This is a genomic window from Burkholderia sp. MSh2 (genome assembly GCF_000731655.1).
Taxonomy (GTDB): domain Bacteria; phylum Pseudomonadota; class Gammaproteobacteria; order Burkholderiales; family Burkholderiaceae; genus Burkholderia; species Burkholderia paludis.
Window position 1 is genome coordinate 72,602 of sequence record NZ_JPGM01000037.1, and the last position, 17,556, is coordinate 90,157.

17 protein-coding genes are annotated in these 17,556 nt (G+C 65.5%); 14 read left to right on the plus strand and 3 right to left on the minus strand.

The features are described from left to right. Positions 1 to 28: 28 nt before the first annotated feature. The 3 genes from GQ57_RS23555 (at position 29) to GQ57_RS23565 (ending at position 2,644) form a co-directional block, all read left to right on the plus strand. Positions 29 to 1,156, plus strand: a complete 1,128-nt coding sequence (locus tag GQ57_RS23555) for a porin (RefSeq protein ID WP_034199158.1) — start codon at positions 29 to 31, stop codon at positions 1,154 to 1,156. 166 nt (positions 1,157 to 1,322) lie between these two features. After that, the gene (locus tag GQ57_RS23560; protein WP_031400613.1) at positions 1,323 to 2,009 is read left to right on the plus strand and encodes a DAPG hydrolase family protein; all 687 of its coding nucleotides are present in this window, start codon (positions 1,323 to 1,325) and stop codon (positions 2,007 to 2,009) included. A 395-nt stretch (positions 2,010 to 2,404) separates the two neighbouring features. After that, positions 2,405 to 2,644 carry a hypothetical protein gene (locus GQ57_RS23565; protein ID WP_034199159.1) on the plus strand — a complete coding sequence of 80 codons (240 nt, stop codon included), beginning with the start codon at positions 2,405 to 2,407 and terminating at the stop codon, positions 2,642 to 2,644. Here GQ57_RS23565 and GQ57_RS23570 read toward each other — a convergent pair. After that, the gene (locus tag GQ57_RS23570; protein ID WP_052001448.1) at positions 2,631 to 3,317 is read right to left on the minus strand and encodes a TetR/AcrR family transcriptional regulator; all 687 of its coding nucleotides are present in this window, start codon (positions 3,315 to 3,317) and stop codon (positions 2,631 to 2,633) included. The two genes, GQ57_RS23565 and GQ57_RS23570, sit on opposite strands and share 14 nt — an antisense overlap. Before the next feature lie 490 nt (positions 3,318 to 3,807). Here GQ57_RS23570 and GQ57_RS23575 point away from each other — a divergent pair, with 490 nt between their 5' ends. Together GQ57_RS23575 and fahA are read left to right on the plus strand one after the other, a co-directional pair. Beyond that, positions 3,808 to 4,614 carry a cyclase family protein gene (locus tag GQ57_RS23575; protein WP_031400610.1) on the plus strand — a complete coding sequence of 269 codons (807 nt, stop codon included), beginning with the start codon at positions 3,808 to 3,810 and terminating at the stop codon, positions 4,612 to 4,614. Between the two features lie 29 nt (positions 4,615 to 4,643). After that, the gene (fahA, locus tag GQ57_RS23580) at positions 4,644 to 5,957 is read left to right on the plus strand and encodes a fumarylacetoacetase (RefSeq protein ID WP_034199160.1); all 1,314 of its coding nucleotides are present in this window, start codon (positions 4,644 to 4,646) and stop codon (positions 5,955 to 5,957) included. Positions 5,958 to 6,263: 306 nt separating this feature from the next. On the opposite strand, the gene asd is transcribed toward fahA, so the two are convergent. After that, positions 6,264 to 7,379: an aspartate-semialdehyde dehydrogenase gene (gene asd, locus GQ57_RS23585; RefSeq protein WP_034199161.1), complete on the minus strand. Its 1,116-nt coding sequence runs from the start codon at positions 7,377 to 7,379 to the stop codon at positions 6,264 to 6,266. A 727-nt stretch (positions 7,380 to 8,106) separates the two neighbouring features. On the opposite strand from asd, the gene GQ57_RS23590 reads away from it, so the two are divergent. The 9 genes from GQ57_RS23590 (at position 8,107) to GQ57_RS23630 (ending at position 16,135) form a co-directional block, all read left to right on the plus strand. Continuing rightward, positions 8,107 to 9,129, plus strand: a complete 1,023-nt coding sequence (locus GQ57_RS23590; RefSeq protein ID WP_034199162.1) for an aldolase catalytic domain-containing protein — start codon at positions 8,107 to 8,109, stop codon at positions 9,127 to 9,129. After that, positions 9,130 to 10,317, plus strand: a complete 1,188-nt coding sequence (locus GQ57_RS23595) for an isocitrate/isopropylmalate dehydrogenase family protein (RefSeq protein WP_052001449.1) — start codon at positions 9,130 to 9,132, stop codon at positions 10,315 to 10,317. It begins immediately after the preceding gene. Next, positions 10,314 to 11,012 (plus strand): RraA family protein, encoded by a 699-nt coding sequence (locus tag GQ57_RS23600; protein ID WP_034199163.1) that lies wholly within the window; start codon positions 10,314 to 10,316, stop codon positions 11,010 to 11,012. Before GQ57_RS23595 ends, GQ57_RS23600 begins: the two co-directional genes overlap by 4 nt. A gap of 93 nt (positions 11,013 to 11,105) precedes the next feature. Beyond that, positions 11,106 to 12,092, plus strand: coding sequence for an NAD(P)H-dependent flavin oxidoreductase (locus GQ57_RS23605; protein ID WP_034199164.1), 987 nt, complete (start codon positions 11,106 to 11,108; stop codon positions 12,090 to 12,092). A 63-nt stretch (positions 12,093 to 12,155) separates the two neighbouring features. After that, entirely contained in the window at positions 12,156 to 12,935 is a 780-nt protein-coding gene (locus GQ57_RS23610; RefSeq protein ID WP_034199165.1) for a hypothetical protein, read from the plus strand. 12 nt (positions 12,936 to 12,947) lie between these two features. After that, positions 12,948 to 13,802 carry a DUF6282 family protein gene (locus GQ57_RS23615; protein WP_031400602.1) on the plus strand — a complete coding sequence of 285 codons (855 nt, stop codon included), beginning with the start codon at positions 12,948 to 12,950 and terminating at the stop codon, positions 13,800 to 13,802. A 95-nt stretch (positions 13,803 to 13,897) separates the two neighbouring features. After that, complete coding sequence (locus GQ57_RS23620; protein ID WP_034199166.1) at positions 13,898 to 15,061, plus strand: LLM class flavin-dependent oxidoreductase; 1,164 nt, start codon at positions 13,898 to 13,900, stop codon at positions 15,059 to 15,061. Between the two features lie 65 nt (positions 15,062 to 15,126). After that, positions 15,127 to 15,687, plus strand: a complete 561-nt coding sequence (locus GQ57_RS23625; protein WP_034199167.1) for a flavin reductase family protein — start codon at positions 15,127 to 15,129, stop codon at positions 15,685 to 15,687. 79 nt (positions 15,688 to 15,766) lie between these two features. Next, positions 15,767 to 16,135, plus strand: a complete 369-nt coding sequence (locus GQ57_RS23630) for an antibiotic biosynthesis monooxygenase family protein (protein ID WP_031400599.1) — start codon at positions 15,767 to 15,769, stop codon at positions 16,133 to 16,135. Between the two features lie 70 nt (positions 16,136 to 16,205). On the opposite strand, the gene GQ57_RS23635 is transcribed toward GQ57_RS23630, so the two are convergent. Beyond that, positions 16,206 to 17,339 (minus strand): helix-turn-helix transcriptional regulator, encoded by a 1,134-nt coding sequence (locus tag GQ57_RS23635; protein ID WP_031400598.1) that lies wholly within the window; start codon positions 17,337 to 17,339, stop codon positions 16,206 to 16,208. Positions 17,340 to 17,556: the final 217 nt, after the last annotated feature.

The window sequence follows — 17,556 nt, forward strand, 5'->3', positions numbered from 1 at the left end:
GAAAGACGTCAAAAAAAATGGAGGAGACATGAGGACAACTACCGTATCGCTGGCGGCGCTGTCATTGGTTGCGGCAAGCGCCCATGCACAAAGCTCGATCGCGCTGTTCGGATTTCTGGATGCGGGCGTCACCTACGTGAGCAATCAGGGCGGTCATGGCAACGGTCGGCTGGATACCGGCATCTGGGCACCGAACCTGATCGGCCTGAAGGGGACCGAGGATCTCGGCGGAGGAACCAAGGCGGTATTCTTGCTGGAGAGCCAGTTCGAACTCGCGGACGGCTCGTCGATCCCCGGCGCGGGATCGATGTTTTCCCGGCAGGCCTGGGTAGGCCTGTCCGACCCGACTCTCGGCGACATTACCGCGGGCAACCAGTACGATTTCATGTGGGAGTCGCTGTTGTTCGGGGGCTTCCACGACCGGAACGCGGGTTTCGACGGCGCCTTGTCGTACGGCGGCTTCTACAACTTCAGGCAGGGGCCGTTTTCCGCACTGGGGATCCCGAACAATCCGACAGGCTCGTCCGATTTCGACCGCGTTGCCGGCTCGTCGCGCGTCGCGAACTCCGTCAAATACAAATCGCCCGATTTTTCCGGCTTTACGTTCGGCGCACTGTACGGATTCGGCCAGGTCGCCGGGGATTTCTCGTCCGCCGATACGGTCAGCTTCGGCGTCAACTACTCCCACGGTCCGTTCGCCGTCGGCGCCGCGTACACCGAGGTCAAGTACCCGCAGATGAACAACGGTCACGACGGCATCCGGAATTATGGCGCCGGCATGCACTACGACTTCAGCGGGATCGTCCTCGCGAACGTTCTCTATACGTATACGAAAAATACGCTGACGGGGGCGCGTATCGACGTCGGCCAGATCGGCGCAAACTGGTTCATCTCGAACTCGTGGACGCTCGGCGCCAACTACGAGTACATGAAAGGCAATGCGATCCTGCAGAACAACAAGGCACACCAGCTGACGAGCTCGCTGATGTACTGGTTCTCGAAGCGCACGGCCGTGTATGTGGAGGGGGTCTACCAGTATGCCTCCGGCGACGATCCGGCAACGGGCGCATGGATCAACGGGCTGTTCGGATCGAACGCGGGATCGAGCAGCCATTCCCAGGCAATCGGCCGGCTCGGCATGACGACGACGTTCTGACGCCGGCGGCCCGCACCCACGGAGCGTGTCGCACGCTGCATATGCGGCCGACGGAAAGCGTACCGTCGCCCGTGCTTTTCCCCATTCTCATGTTGCACATCGTTGGTGTGGAATCGAACACTGGCCCGGCACATCGGCCGGGGCACCGACACTACTGGAGAGAAACATGAAACTCGAAGAGGTTGGCTCGCTGCTGAATCCCGCGCCGTTGCGCCTTGAAACGGGCTACGAAAGACTGGACGACGGGGTCCTGCACGTCGCCTGCCGCACGGATCTGCACAACTGCACGGGCGAGATGTTCGAATGGTGGTTTCGCTCGAGGCCGGACACCCGCCACTATCGCTGGTGGCACCCGGTGGACCATGTCAGCAGTGCCTGGGCGGAGGGCGAAACCCACACCCATGTCGGCTCCATCCACCTGGTCGAGGAATATTTCACCGGATTGCCCTCGCAGCGGCTCGCGATCCAGTTCAGAGCGGCCACCGAGTTCTTTGAAAAGGGGGCGTATGACAGCGCCCGGCAGGAAGGGCGCGTGACCGCGGCGGTGTGCGGCTGCATCGGGTTGGGCGACGCTCCCGAGAGAACGCCGGACGGACGGGTACTCGGTGGACGCCTGCTCCATATCGGACGTGACACCGCGTGGGGCCTCGCCCTGCGCAGCCACTTCTACCTGGGACAGGACCTGCCCATGCTGGGCAAGCGTCCGGCAGAAGTCGCCGAGATTTTTCCCGACGAGTTCGGCCGCGCATTGCTCATGCACTGCTATAACGAGTTCACGTTTCTGGCGCGATTCCTCCCGTCGCTGTTCCTCGGCGACAACCGGGAGACGCTCGAGATCGCCTTGCCTTGGTGAATCGGCTCACACGCGCCCACTGCGCCAGGAAGACCCTTCCGTGCAAAGTCGCCCACGCCTGAAGAGCAGGATTGACGCCCTGCTTCACTCGCTTCGTTCCTGGATGCGCACCGCGATCAGGCTGCGCGCCCAGGGCGAACTTCTCTTCGTGCTTCGAGATATCGAGCGCTGCGGGACAGGTCAACCCGAAGCACACGGTGAGTGTCGTGCCGGAAACGACGCGTGTTCGCAAAACGAGGCCGCGAATGGCGACTCTTGACGTTCATTCAATATGCGACGACAACGTCCGGCTGGCCGAGCGGGTGTTCGGCCGCTAGCCGCTTCCGCTCCCATGCATGTCGCGGATGTAGGACGTGCATGGCAGGCACTCGAATCGAGGGCGTGATCCGTCGGGCTTGAAAAGACTGCGGGTCGTTGGCCTTGGGCGGGACGGCAAGCGCCGCTCGCCGTCCGGCATGTCGTTCGCCATGCGCATGGCCGCGAATGAACGGCGGCGGGCGCGGATTCGATACGCGGTCATTTCGATTTCCTGGCTCGAACCGGGCCGTGCATGGATCACGGTACTCGACGAACGCTGCCGGGTTCTGCCGGGCGGGTACATCGATATCCAGCCCCCCGAGGCTATCGCCGCTTGAATCGACGCGCGCCGCCCTGCATCCCGTCCGCGATGAATGCCGCGAGCATTTTTGCCTTTCTGGTCACGTCGACGTTTCGAAACTTCCCGCCGGAGAGACGCTCGATGCGTCGGTCGAATACGCTCATGACGAGCGCGCCGACAGCGAAGTGATAGCTCCAGTGCAAGTACTCGTCCGTCACACCGGGCAACGCCCGTTTCACCGCCGCCATGAACGCTCGCGCGACCGGGTCGTAATACGCCTCGATGATGCCGCGGGCTTCTTCCTGGGGATCGGACGCCTCTCGCACAACCAGCATCGCATAGTTGCTGCCGTCCGGCGTCGCATAACTCTTCACGATAGGCAGCACGAAAGCCGTTGCAATTTTCAGCAGCGCGTCGGGGCCTTCGAAATCGGCGATCTTTTCGAGCAGGATCCGCCGCTCGTCGAACAGCGACCTTCGATATTCGAATATCGACCTGTACAGGCCCAGTTTGGTTTCGAAGTGGTACACGATCAACGGGAGTCCGACGTCGGCCTCTTTGGCAATATCCCGCATCGACACGCCGTGATAGCCGTCGGCCGCGAACAGTCGCTCCGCGGTCAGGAGAATCCGTTCCCGCTTTTCGATCTCCGGCTTCGCTGCCGATTTCCTGCCCGGTCCCTTTCCGTCGTTCGCCACCGCCTTGCTCATGAACCATGTCCTCGTTCAGCACGAACCCGATTCTATCCCACGCGCATTTTCCCAACTGTTCGTACAGTCAGCCGCACGCTGCCAACCAGGCCGGATCACGACCGGAAATCCGTCGCTGAATCGTTGACCGGGCCGGGACATTCCCGCGGATTCACTCACCCGCCGGTCAGTCGGCCGACATGACACCCGGCACAACACGCAACGTCGAGTATCAGGTTCGCGACAGCTCATCCTCGTTTACCCTGCGAAAATGAGACTGTACGATCGTACAGTCAGTATGTAGCATTGACTGCCGGAACCGAACCCCGCCGCCCCCGGTTGCACGATGAAACGCAGCGTCGCGAGCCCGTGTCCGGCGTCCACTGCTTTCATTCCGGCCGATTCGCATCGACGGGTTGCGGCATTCGTTCCCGGCGTCCCGACTGCCTGCGGCGCAACCGACCGAGCCGATTCGCACCATTGCCGCCCCACCATTACGAGGTAACCGAACATGACCCGACGCTTCGTCGATCTCTCGATCTACCTGGAAAACGACGTCATTTCCGATCCGCCCGGGTATGGCCCGAAGATTCAGTATCTGGCCCACCAGGCAACGGCGAAGGACGTGACCGCGTTCTTCCCCGGGATGCAGACTTCCGACCTGCCCGATAGCGAAGGGTGGGCAATCGAATACATCCAGCTCAGCACGCACAACGGCACCCATCTCGACGCGCCTTATCACTTCCACAGCACGATGAACCGATCGACCGGCAAGCAGGAGCCCTCGATCACCATCGACGAAGTGCCGCTGGAATGGTGTTTCCAGCCGGGCGTCAAACTTGATTTCACCGGTTTCGACGACGGTTACGTCGTCACGGCCGACGATGTCGAGGCAGAACTGCGCCGCATCGACCACACGCTCGAGCCGCTCGAGATCGTCGTGATCAATACGCGGGCAGGCAAGCGTTACGGGCAGCCCGATTACGTTTCTTCCGGGTGTGGGATGGGTCTGGAAGCGACGATGTACCTTCTCGAGCGCGGTGTGCGCCTCACGGGAACGGACGGATGGAGCTGGGATGCGCCGTTCGTGCATACGGCGAGGAAATATGCCGGCACGCACGACCCGGCCCTGATCTGGGAAGGGCACAAGGCAGGCCGCAACATCGGCTACTGCCACCTGGAGAAATTGCACAACCTGGAAGTCCTGCCTCCGCACGGCTTCTTCATTTCGTGCTTCCCGCACAAGATCCGCGGCGCGTCGGCCGGATGGACCCGGGCCGTCGCAATCTTCGAAGACCCGCCCTCGTTCGCGGGTTGATCCGCGCCACGCCTTTCCCGAAGGTTTCCATGGAACTGAATCACACTCACGACGTGTCCCGCACAAGCTGGCTCGAGCAGGCAAACGCTCCCGACACCGACTTTCCTTTGCAAAACCTGCCGCTGTGCGTCTTCCGACGCGCCGCCAGCGACCAACCCTGGCGCGGCGGCATCGGCATCGGCGATCAGATCGTCGACCTCGCCGCACTGGCGCGATCGATCGGGCTCGACGGCCTGGCGGCGGACGCGATACGCGCCGCATCCGGGCCGACACTCAACCTGCTCCTGGACCTGGGCCCGAGCGCATGGCAAGCGTTGCGCCACGCACTGTTTGCATTGCTGGAGACAGGCAGCAGCGCCGAGGCGATCGTGCGAAAGACACTGGTCCCGCAGCACGAAGCCGAGTATGCGGTGCCCGTGCGCATCGGCGACTATACGGATTTCTATACCTCGCTCGATCATGCGCTGAATGCCAGCCGCCCGCTCGGCATGGCCGTCAGCGAGAATTTCGACTGGCTACCCATTGCGTACCACGGCCGGGCCTCGTCGATCGGCGTCAGTGGCCAGCATGTCTATCGTCCGATGGGGCAGTTTCGCGACACAGCGTCTCCGACGCCGGTCTACGGCCCCTGTCGCAAGCTGGACTACGAACTCGAGATCGGCGCGGTGATCGGCACCGGCAACCTGCGAGGCCGGCCGATCCCGCTGGCGCAAGCGCCGCAACACATCTTCGGCCTGTGCCTGCTCAACGACTGGTCGGCCCGCGACATCCAGGCGTGGGAGATGCAGCCGCTCGGGCCGTTCCTCGCGAAGAACTTCGCCACCACGATTTCGCCGTGGCTGGTCACCCTCGAAGCACTGCTGCCGTACCGTACGACCTGGTCGCGCGCGCCCGGGCGCCCGCAGCCGCTGGGTTACCTGAGTGCGCAAGACAATGCCGACAGCGGCGCATTCGACATCCAGCTCGAGGCGTCGATCCTCAGCGCGCGCCAGTTCGCGAACGGCATCGCGCCTCGCACGCTGACCCGAACCAGCTTCCGGCACCAGCACTGGACGCTGGGCCAGATGATCGCCCACCATACGGTCGGCGGGTGCAATCTGCAGAGTGGCGACCTGCTGGGAAGCGGCACCATTTCAGGGCCGTCGGCAGGCGAAGCCGGCGCGTTGCTGGAGCTGACGGTCGCGGGAACGCAGCGCGTCGACATCGGCAATGGCGAGCAACGGGGCTACCTCGAGGACGGAGATACCGTCATCTTCCGCGGCTGGTGCGAACGGGAAGGCTATGCGCGAATCGGACTCGGCGTGAATTACGGGACCGTGCTGCCCTTTCCCGAAACCGAATGAAAACGCGGCTGCGACGGCAATGACGGGCCGCTTCGTCACCGGCGTCAGTGCGCTCGCGAAAACCGGATGCCGCTCGCGCTGTCGCCTGCCGTGACTGCGACTCGGCAATGATTGCGCCGTCATGCGAAGCGGCCCCACGTCGCTGAAGACACAAGGACACTCCCGGAACAACGGATTGCCTTGTGCCTGTCAGGCGGCCGGATCATTACGCGGGAAATCGCGCTCCCCCCTGTCATTCCGGACACTGCGTCACACCAAGGCGGCCGAATCCGGCGATGCCGGAACGGCCGCTCCCGGTCACGCGCCCTACCGTGCGTCGAGAATGATGTTCAGCACGCGCCGCAGCGGTTCGGCCGCTCCCCACAGCAGTTGATCGCCCGTGGTCAGCACGCTGTACATGTGCGGCCCGACGTTGAGGCGGCGCAGTCGGCCCACGCCGATCTTCAGCGACCCGCTGACGGCGGCCGGCGACAGTCGGTGGATCGTCTCCTGCTTGTTGTTCGGCACGAAGTCGACCCACTCGTGCGCATCGCGAATCAGCGTTTCGAGTTGGTCGGGCTCGCAATCCTCCTTCAGCTTCAGCGTGATCGCGGCCGAGTGGCTTCGCAGTGCGGCAACGCGCACGCAGAGTCCGTCGACACGGATCGTGCCCGGCGGCAGCCCGAGGATCTTGTTTGTCTCGACCTCGCCCTTCCATTCCTCACGGCTCACGCCGTTGCCGAGGTCGCTGTCGATCCACGGAACGATGCTGCCTGCGAGCGGCACGCCAAACGCCTCGGTCGGGTAGTCGCTCGCGTGCGCGGCGGCGTGCGCCTTCGCCAGCACGTCGAGCACCGGCGTATCCGGATCGGCGAGGCTGCCGTCGACACACTTCGCGACGGCCGACATCTGACCGAGCAATTCCTTCACGTGCCGTGCGCCGGCGCCCGACGCCGCCTGGTAGGTCATCATGCTCATCCACTCGACCAGACCGGAGCGGAACAGTCCCGCCAGACCGATCAGCGAGAGCGTGATCGAGCAATTGCCGCCGATGTAGTTGCGCACGCCAGCCGCGATACCGGCCTCGATCTGCGCGCGGTTGACCGGATCGAGCACGATGATCGAATCGTCGTCCATCCGCTTCGCGGACGCGGCATCGATCCAGAAACCATTCCAGCCCGATGCGCGAAGCGCCGGATAGACGGCCTTCGTGTAGTCGCCGCCCTGGCAGGTGATGACGATGTCCATCTCGCCGAGTTGCTTGATCGAGTTCGCATCGAGCAGACGGTGCTCGACACCGCGCGGATCGCGATACGTGCGCCCCGCCGCCGACGTGCTGAAATACGCCGGCGAGATTTTTGCGAAGTCGCCCTCGTCGCGCATCCGTTTCAGCAGCACGGAACCGACCATGCCACGCCAACCTACCAGTCCGACCTTTGCCATCGTCTCTCTACCTTGTTGAAAAGCTGTCGCGAGCGCGTTCATGCAGCAATGGTGCCGCGTCGACAGATGTCAAGCTAGTGCATAGGTGAAGGTGTTGATGTGATTTCAGTTCATAGCTCGTTCAATCCCTGCCGTTCGCTGGCGTCGAAACGGGCTGGCGAACATCGCGTTCAATTGTGTTGGCTGGCCCCGGTGAGGCGCCTGATCCGCGAGCCGCGAGCCGCATAAGGAACCGACGATGCCCACCCGCCGCCGAGTAACGACGGCGGGGATCGCACCGGCTGCCGCCCCGGCCTCCCAACACCCACGTCGCCCCGTCATAACCTTATTCGATTCTCATCCTGTCGATCAGTCGTCCACGACCGGCGCGCATCGGCGTGGATTGAACGGATATTCGCCGCTGCGTCATCCAGCGTTCATTCAAGAATCGTAGTGCGCGAACCGCCTCGCACCATCGTCGGGCGAGCGGGGACGTTTTCGGAGCACGCCGGCTCAGGCATGGTGCCGCTGCCCGACGAACGTGCACGCGCAGCGACCGCCCCGCGATTCCGGCCTGCCGAAATCCGCCACCGCCAATCATCCTCAAGGATGATGACGCTCATTTCCTCATCGCTTAAATTCCGTCCAACAACAACAGAAAAGAACAGATCGATAACAAAAGCGGCTGCGCCATGTTCAAGGCTTGAATTTCGTTTCGTTTTCCCAACTCTTCAAACGAGGCATAGAAATGAACGACATCATCATCACCGACGTAACCCTGCGGGATGGCGGCTATCGGAACAACTTCAATTTCACGGCCGAATTCGCCGTCGAGACGACGCGCCGGCTCGCGCACGCGGGCATCCCGTACGTCGAGATCGGTTACCGGAAAGGGTCGTTCGTACGCAAGAACGAACACGGGCTCACCAGCGCCGTCGACGAAAGCTATATCGACGCGCTCGTCCACGCCGCCGACGGAAAGACGAATCTCTGCGTGATGGTGCACCCGCGCAACATCGACGACAGCGACCTGGACATGCTCACCGAGCGCGGCGTCGCGATGGTCCGCGTCTGCCTGCGCCCCGACCAGCTCGACGACGGTCTCGGCACCATCGCGAGCGCGAAGCGGCGCGGCCTGAAGGTCAGCGCGAACGTCACGCACGTGACGACGATGTCGCTGAACGCCATCACCGAAATGTCGGTACGCGCCGAGGATGCGGGCGCGGATCTCGTCGTCTACGCCGACTCCAACGGCAACATGATCCCGTCCGACACGCAGCGCCTGATCAGCAAGCTCGCGAGCCGCGTGGCGGTACCGCTCGGCTTCCACGCGCACAACAACCTGTCGCTCGCGTTGTCGAATACGCTCGCCGCACTCGATGCCGGCGCCGAATACATCGACGCGTCGCTGTGCGGCATGGGCAAGGGCGCCGGCAACCTGCACCTGAGCATGATCGTCGCGTACCTCGACCGCCTGGACCAGCCCACCCGTTACGACCTGGTCAAGGTGCTCGAGCTGTCGTCGTACGCCGCACAGCATGTCACCGAAAGCAGCCAGCCCGCACCGCTCGTCGACATCATGCTCGGCGCATACAACATCTCGTTTGACGCGAAGCAGAAGATCGCGGCAACCCTCGCCGACGGCTCCGAAGCCGAGTGGTTCCGCACGCTGCGCCGCGTGCGCGACGAGCGCAAGACCAGCGAGGCCGCCACGGCGCAACCGCACGCGGCACCCGCGCGCCGCGCCGAAACGCGCGTCGGAGCACTCTGAATGAACGCGCGCGCCAACATCGGGCCGGGGCGGCCGCTACGCATCTGCGTGCTGCCGGGCGACGGCATCGGCGTCGAGGTCACGCACGCCGCACTGCCGGTGCTCGACGCGCTCGGCATTTCAACCGAGCTGACCTTCGGCAATATCGGCTGGACGTGCTGGCGCACCGGGGGCGATCCGGTTCCCGACGCCACGTGGGACCAGATCGCCGCGAGCGACGCGACGCTGCTCGGCGCCATTACCAGCAAGCCGATGCGCGAGGCGGAGAGCGAGCTCGCGGCGGAACTTCGCGGCACGGGATTGCAGTACGTGTCGCCCGTCATCCAGTTGCGTCAAAAGCTCAATCTCTTCGCGAACGTCCGGCCGATCGTCGACGTGCTGGGCCCCGACCGCTACCGGTTCGCGGTCATTCGCGAGAACACCGAGGGCCTGTATGCGGGGCTGGATTTCCCCGGTATTCCCGCGGAATTCGAGGCGGTACTGTCGCGCCACCAGCGCGCCGGCGCGCCGTGGCAGCACGTCGCCGCGGAAGACGCGTCGATGGCCGTACGGCTGCAGACCCGCAACGGACTCACCCGGCTGTTCCGCTTCGCATTCGACTACGCACGACGGCATGGCTTCGACAAGGTCACGCTCGCCGACAAGCCCAATGTGCTGCGCCATAGCGGCGCGTTCGCGCGGGACATCATCGAAGCGGTCGCCGCCGACTATCCGGGGATCGCCGTCGCCATCGACAACGTCGACGCCGTCGCACTGTGGATGGTCAGGCGTCCGGAGCGATTCGGCGTGATCGTCGCGGAAAACATGTTCGGCGACATCCTGTCGGATCTCGGCGCGGGTGTCATGGGCGGCCTGGGGCTCGCCCCCAGTGCGAACATCGGCGAATCCGGCGCGTACTTCGAGCCGGTGCACGGCAGCGCGCCCGCGCATGCCGGCCTCGGCAAGGCCAATCCGAGCGCCATGTTCCTCACGATCGCGTTGCTGCTCGATCACTTCGGCTACGCGAGCGAAGCAACCGCGATCCGCTCGGCGGTGTGCAGCGTCGCGCGCACCGATTGCCGCACCTACGACCTGGGCGGCACGTCGACCACGCGCGAAGTCGCCAACGCCATCGTCGAGCGCTGCACGCTCGAGCTGGCGTCGCCCCGATCCCGCGATGCCCTCCTCCAACGAGACTCTTCAAGATGACCCAACCTCAACCCATCGCGTACGACCACGATCTCCTGGCCGCCTGCCGCCAGCTCGACACTGCGTCCCTGTCGGATGCGCTCGACAGCCTGCGCCTCTCCGGCGGCATTCACGGCCTCACGGCCCGCGTGCCCGGCGCGCGCTGCGCGGGCTTCGCGTATACGGTCCGCTACGAGCCGGTGAGCGACACCGCCGGGTTCAGGAATGCCGCGAACTACATCGACGACGTGCCCGCCGATTCGGTGATCGTCTCGAGCAACGCGGGCCGCACCGACTGCACGGTATGGGGCGACATCCTCACGCACGTCGCGGTCGCCCGGAATATCCGCGGGACCGTCATCGACGGCGCCGCGCGCGACATCGGCACCGTCAGGCAGTTCAACTACCCGCTGTTCAGCCGGGCGGTCTTCATGCAGACCGCGAAGAACCGCGCGCAGCTTCAGGCGACCCAGGTGCCCGTCGACGTCAGCGGCGTGGTCGTGCATCCAGGCGACCTGATCGTGTGCGACGACAACGGCTGCGTCGCGATCCCGAGGCAGCACGCAGAGGAAGTGATCAAGCGCGCGCATGCGATCGAGCAGACCGAGTCGCGCATCATCGCCGCCGTCACCGACGGCGCGAGCCTCGCCGACGCCCGCCGCGTGCATCGCTACGACCAGCCGTGGCTGCCGGCTGCCGGCGCGAGCGCGAGCTGACCCGTCTGGCGCGCGCGCCGGCCCGCGCCGCCGCCCGATTCGGCTACGAATGAACTTCGCACTCCCTGTATTCGCCCATTCGAGGATCAATTCATGACCACCATCACTTCGCCCGTCACCCAACTGTTCGGCATCCGGCATCCGGTCGTTCTCGCCCCGATGGGCGGCGTGTCGGGCGGCCGCCTCGCCGGGGCCGTCTCCCGCGCCGGCGGTCTCGGCCTCGTCGGCGCGAGCTACGGCGATCCGGACTGGATGCGCGCCGAACTCGGGCTGATGTCGGACCTCGGTGCGCCCTGGGGCGTCGGACTCGTGATGTTCACGGTCGAGAAGAACATGCAGCTGCTCGATCTTGCACTGTCCTATCGCCCGAACGTCGTCGCGCTGTCGTTCGGCAATCCGGGCCTGTTCGTCGGTACGATCAAGGATCGGGGTGCGCTCGCCATTGTCCAGGTGCACGACGTCGACCAGGCCTTGCTCGCCGTCGACGCGGGCGCGGACGCACTCATCGTGCAGGGTGCCGAAGCGGGCGGGCACAGCCTGCGCCGCGCACTCTTTCCGCTGCTTCCCGCGGTTCGCGACGCCGTCGGCGATGCGTATCCGCTGATCGCCGCGGGCGGCATCGCGGACGGGCGCGGCGCGGCCGCCGCCCTCGCCCTCGGCGCGAACGCGGTCATGCTCGGCACGCGCTTCGTCGCGACCGACGAGTCGCTCGCGACCGCGAAAATGCGGCAGCGCCTCATCGACTCCACCGAGAAGGACACCGTGCGCACGCGCGCGTTCGATCTCGTGCGCGGGATCGAATGGCCGGCCGAGTATTCGGGCCGGGCGCTCGCAAACGACTTTTCCGCGCAATGGGTCGGGCGCGAGCGCGAACTGCCGGCCGCCCCCGCTGCCGTGCGCGAAGCCTACGCGCAGGCGATTCGCGACGACGACGTCCGCACGCGCGCGATCTGGGCGGGTGAGGTGTCGGATCTCGTTCGCGACGTTCGCCCGGCGGCCGACATCGTGCACGGCATCGCGCACGACACGGCCCGCCACCTCACGCAACTCGGCGAAGCGTTCCAGCCCGAGACCGCCTGAGCCCTCGTCCATGCCTGCCGGCCCCCTCGCACGACCGGGCCGGCCCCGACCCTCGGCCTCCAGATGAAACCGATCGAACCTGTCCATGCGCATTACGGCGACGGCCCGCTGCGGGCGGCCGTCCTGTCCCCGGTGCTCCCGGCCTGGGACGAAGGACGCTTTTTCGAGCCGCTCGTGCGGCCGTTGGCCGACGCCGGCTATCGCGTGACGATTTACGACACGTTGTCGATGCTGTCCGACGAACCGGAGGGCATCGACGCATTCGCCGCGCGCTGGTCCGCTTGCCTGGCCGCGTCCGGACGACTCGACCTGCTCGCGGGTGGCGCGCTGGGCGGCGCCGTCGTGCAGGCGATGCTCGGCGCGCCGTGGGCCGCCGGCGTGCCGAAGGTGCTGCTGATCTCCGCGCCGAACCTCGCCGACGAAACGCTCGACACGCGGCTCGGCGCGCTCGCGGCGCTCGGCCGCCGCGGCGACGTCGCCGGCGCGCTGGCGAGACTCGACAGCCTCGTCGCCCCGGAGGGTGCGACCGTGGCGCACGCGGGCGCCGCGCCGGCCGCCCCCGGCACCCGCGCGACGGAAGCGGCGCGCCTTGCCCGCGGTTTCGCACTGCTTCTCGGCATCGACGTCCGGGCCGCCGTGGATCGCTACGCGGGCCGGCTGCTGAATGTCTACGGCGAGCGCTCGCAACTCGTCCGCCGCTGCAACATCCATCTGCGCCGCACGCCGTCGCAGGCCGCCCTCGGCATCCCGGACGGCGGCATGCGGCCGCTGACGGACGATCTCGCCCGCGTCTGCGCGGCGGTGCGTGCGCACCTCGGCATCGCCGTGTCGCAACCGACCTGACCGGAAACGACCATGACCGACATCTCTCAGGCCACGTTCATCGACGTGCATTACCACGCGGGGCCCGACGCGTTCGTGCGGCGCCGCTCCGTGCTCGATGCAGGCGCATGCTATCGCGAAGCCGGCGGCTGGGTCGTCCTGAAGAACCATCTCGGGTGCACGGCCGCGCAGGCCTGGGAAGCGCGCCAGGCGGGCCTTCCCGTATCGGCGTCGATCGTGCTGAACGAGATTGCCGGCGGCATCGACCGGCGTGCGGTCGAGCGTGCGCTGTGCCAGCATGGCGAGGGCCCGGTCCGCCTGATCGTCCACTTCCCTACCGTGACGGGCCGCAAGCACGCGAGCCGGCTCGCGCGGGAACGCAGCCACCCGATTCTGGACCGGCGCGCGATCGCGCCCTGCACCGTATCCGACGCCGACGGCCGCCTGAAGGACTGCGTCGTCGACATCCTGCGCATGGCGCGCGACTATCCGCTCGTGATCTCGACCGGCCATGCGAGCCGCGACGAGGTGTATCGCCTCGTCGACGCGGCAATCCGCCACGACGTGCCGCGCCTGATGCTCAACCAGCCCGCGAATCCGCTCACCGGCCTGCGCGCGGCCGAGTTGCGCGACATCGCGAGCGCGCCGATGGTGTACGTCGAGCAGACCGCGCTCACGTACCTGCTCGGCTACCAGGACGCCGAGGATTTTCGTGCGGTGCTGGCCGACGTGCCGCGCGTCGTCTACAGCTCGGATCTCGGCCAGACGAGCCAGCCCGACATCCCGGACTGGCTGCATGCGTCGTCCGGGTGGTTCGGCGAATTCGGGTTGTCGCGCGAGCGAATCGACGACATCACGCGCGTGCAGCCGCTCGCGCTGCTGACCTAGGCGCAATGTCCGCACTCCGCCGCGCGTGCGCCTCGCCCGCTCCACCGTACCAGCGCTTTCTTCCCGCATGTGTTGCCCTATCCAAGGAGAACTTCATGGCCAATCTGACTTACGCATCCCGCAAGCCCAACCCGATGCTGTCGAGCACCAACCAAATGAAGCTGGGCGTATTCGCATTGAACATCGAAGGCGGCTGCACGTTCACCCGCGCGCCCGAACGCCTGAAGGCGGACGACTGGCTCGGCAACATGAAGATCGCGAAGGCCGCCGACCGCGCCGGCTTCGAAGCGCTGCTGCCGGTCGGCCGCTGGCGCGGTTTCGGCGGCGACAGCAACCCGATGGGCGTGTCGTATGAAACCTATACGTGGGCCGCGGGGCTCGCATCGGTGACCGACCAGATCGGCATCCTCACCACGTCGCACGTATCGACCGTGCATCCGCTGTTCGCGGCCAAGCAGGCCGCCACGATCGACCACATCAGCGGCGGCCGTTTCGGTCTCAACATCATCTGCGGCTGGCACGGCGTGGAAATGAAGATGTTCGACGGCACGATGCGGGAGCACGACGAACGCTACGACCATGCGGACGAATGGCTCGAAGTCGCCCGCCGCGCGTGGACCCATCAAGGCGAATTCGACCTGAAGGGAAAATACTTCAACATCGAGCGCGGCTTCTCCGAGCCGAAGCCGCTCAACCGCCCGTTCCTGATGAATGCCGGCGGATCGCCGCGCGGCAAGCGGTTCTGCGCGCAGCATTGCGACGCCGCCTACCTGATCGTCAAGTACCAGGACGGCGAAGACGTCGCGCGCGCGCAGATCCAGTCCTACCGGGATCTCGCCCGCAAGGAGTTCGGCCGCGACATCCAGATCTGGTGCTATGCGTACGTGATCCAGCGCGACACGCTCGCGCAGGCCGAGCGCGATCTCGACTACTACGTGAACCAGATGGGCGACGAAGTGGCCTGCACGAACGTCACGAAGGAAATCGGCATCGAAAGCGGCATGTTCAAGTCGACCGAAGACGCCGAGCGCTTCCGATATCACATCAAGGCGGGATTCGCCGGCGTGCCGCTCGTCGGCACGCCGGAAATGATCGTCTCGCAGTTCCAGCAGTATTCGGACTGGGGGATCGACGGCATCTGCCTGACATGGCTCGACTACCACGCCGGCATTCAGGACTTCGTCGACGGCGTGCTGCCGCTGATGGAGGACGCCGGCCTGCGCGGCACGTATCCGCACGCGCGCGTGCGGATCGCGTGACGGCGGCCGGTCGCCCGCGGCCGCGGCACAGCATCCACTACGACACTCTCATCAAGGGTCAAGCCATGCTCGATCATTCCCGGTCCGACGACGCCGTCGTCGCGAACTTCAAGAAAGCGATGCGGCGTCTGACTTCAACGATCTGCATCATCGCGACGGACGAAGGCTCCGAGCGATTCGGAATGGTGGCGACCGCCGTCAGTTCCGTTTCGTCGGACCCGCCCGCGATCCTCGTCTGCATCAACCGCGCGGCGAGCATCTGGGAACCGTTGCTGCGCCGACGGCGCTTCTCGGTGAACCTGCTGCGCGCCGACCAGAGTCACCTGATTCCGGTGTTCTCCGGCAAGGTGCCGAGCCGCGAGCGCTTCGCACACGGCGCGTGGGACGAACGCCATGCGCTGCCGTTCCTGACGGGCGCGCAGGCGAACCTGTTCTGCGACGTCGACGGCCAGCTCGCGTACGGCAGCCATGAAGTCGTGATCGGCCGTGTGCGCGCGGCAACCGCGGCGGACGCCATTGCGCCGCTGTTGTGGCAGGACGGCATGCCCGCCGGCGCCTGCGCGCTGCCGGCGCTCCGCGCGCCGGCCGACAGCCTCCATGAAGCCGGGCTCGCAACGCCGGCGTGATGGAACCGGCGGCCGTCGACACGACGAGGGCCGCCCCCCTTTCTTCAACCACTCATCTCAACTCGATTCGAGGTTTGCCATGGCCAATGACACGTTTGCGACGACGCCCGATTCCGCCACCGCGGAGGAAATCGTGCTCGTCAACGTCGTGCACGTCTTCGACGGCAAGCAGGATGCCGCGCTCGACGTACTACGCGATACCGTGAACTACGTTGCGCGCACCTATCCGGCGTTCCTGTGGAGCCGCCTGTACAAGAGCGTCGACGGCAAGACCGTCATCAATCAGGCGAAGTGGACGAGCAAGGCCGCATTCGACCAGCTCTTCACGGACCCGGAATTCCTGTCGCGCTACAACGGGCTGAAGGAAACCGGAACCTGGGAATTTCACCTTTATCAGGTAACCGATCTGATTACGCCGGAAACGGCCGGCGCCGCGGTCGACGCATAACCGGGCCGCGTTTCCCGCCGTACGTTCCGGGCGGCCCGCCGCAAGCGGGCCGCCTGCCTTCACGGCCACACTATGTTGCCTGCCACCGCTGCATTTCCTGCTGCGGCAGTGCGGCCAGCGTCCGGATCAATTCGCTCTGGCTGCTGATCCCGAGCTTCGCATAGATCTGGGCCCGCTGGGACCGGACCGTATTGACCGACACGCGCCGGCTCTGCGCGACGTGCGACACTTCCGCCCCCGTGCCCAGCGCAATCGCGATGTCGGCCTCGCACGGCGTCAGCTCGTAAAGCTCGTGCAATGCGTGCAGGTTGTTCTTCGGCCGCTCCAGGTCGTTGATGATGATCATCGTGTATGCCGGGCTGCGGGACGCGTCGGGCCGCGCGTGCTCGACCGGCACACTCCACGCGATATACGGACGCTTGCCGGATGGACGGGAGATCAGCACCGCTTTCGCGCTGTCGCCGCCGGACCGGAACACGGTTCGGCGCAACGTCTCGGCGAGGCTGCGATCGCTCTCCACGTCGACGCAACGCAAGCGGCGCTGCGAGATCGAGATGCCGTCGGACGCCGTACAGATCCGGTCTGCTTCGTTGTTCGTGCGGATCACCTCGCCGCTCGACGCCAGCAGCGCCGCACCGTAGGACAGCCGGCCAAGCGCGAGCAGCGCGGTTTCGTTCACCCCGACGATGTCCTCGAACCGCGCCTTCAATTCGTGCGCACGACGGATATGCGGCAACAGCAGCGAAAGCAGCTGCGTCTCGCCGTGCGAGAACGGTTCGCCGCGCACGCGCGTCTTGAAACCGATCGCACCGACGAACGCATCGTTCCAGGAAAACACCGCAAGCAGCAGTTGCCCGACGTCGCGCCCGCTCGTCGGGCCGACGAGCCACGGCAAGCCCTGCCCGTCGCCACCCGACTGCACGTCGAACCTGACGACCTCGCCTTGCGGGCCGATGTACTCGAGCGGCCCGCAGCCCCGGCCGCGGCTCAGCGTATTCGTCAACCGCCTGAACGCGTCGTCGGGTGTGCCATACGTGATTTCGATCGGCTGACCGGCGCTTCCCTGAAGCGGGACGTAGAGCAGGGCTCCGGATTCGACTTCCATCATCCGGCACAACGCCGCGAGCGCGATGTGCCAGAGCGATGCATCGTGGGCCGTATCGTATATCTTCGACAGAAGATCATCGAGTATCTCAACCTTCATTATCAATGCCCCCAAGGCGCTCGACGCCTTTGATATTCGTTCGGATAGTCAGGCACTCTCATGAAACGGCGCACATCAGGACAACATTCCGGGCAATCACCGATCTCCTCGGTCGACGCATTCCTGTCATGCTTGCAACGGATACACCATAATTACATTAGGAAAGCGAAAGAAACATCCGGAACCCGCTCCGTTAACAATGCTGCGCTGCAGCGAT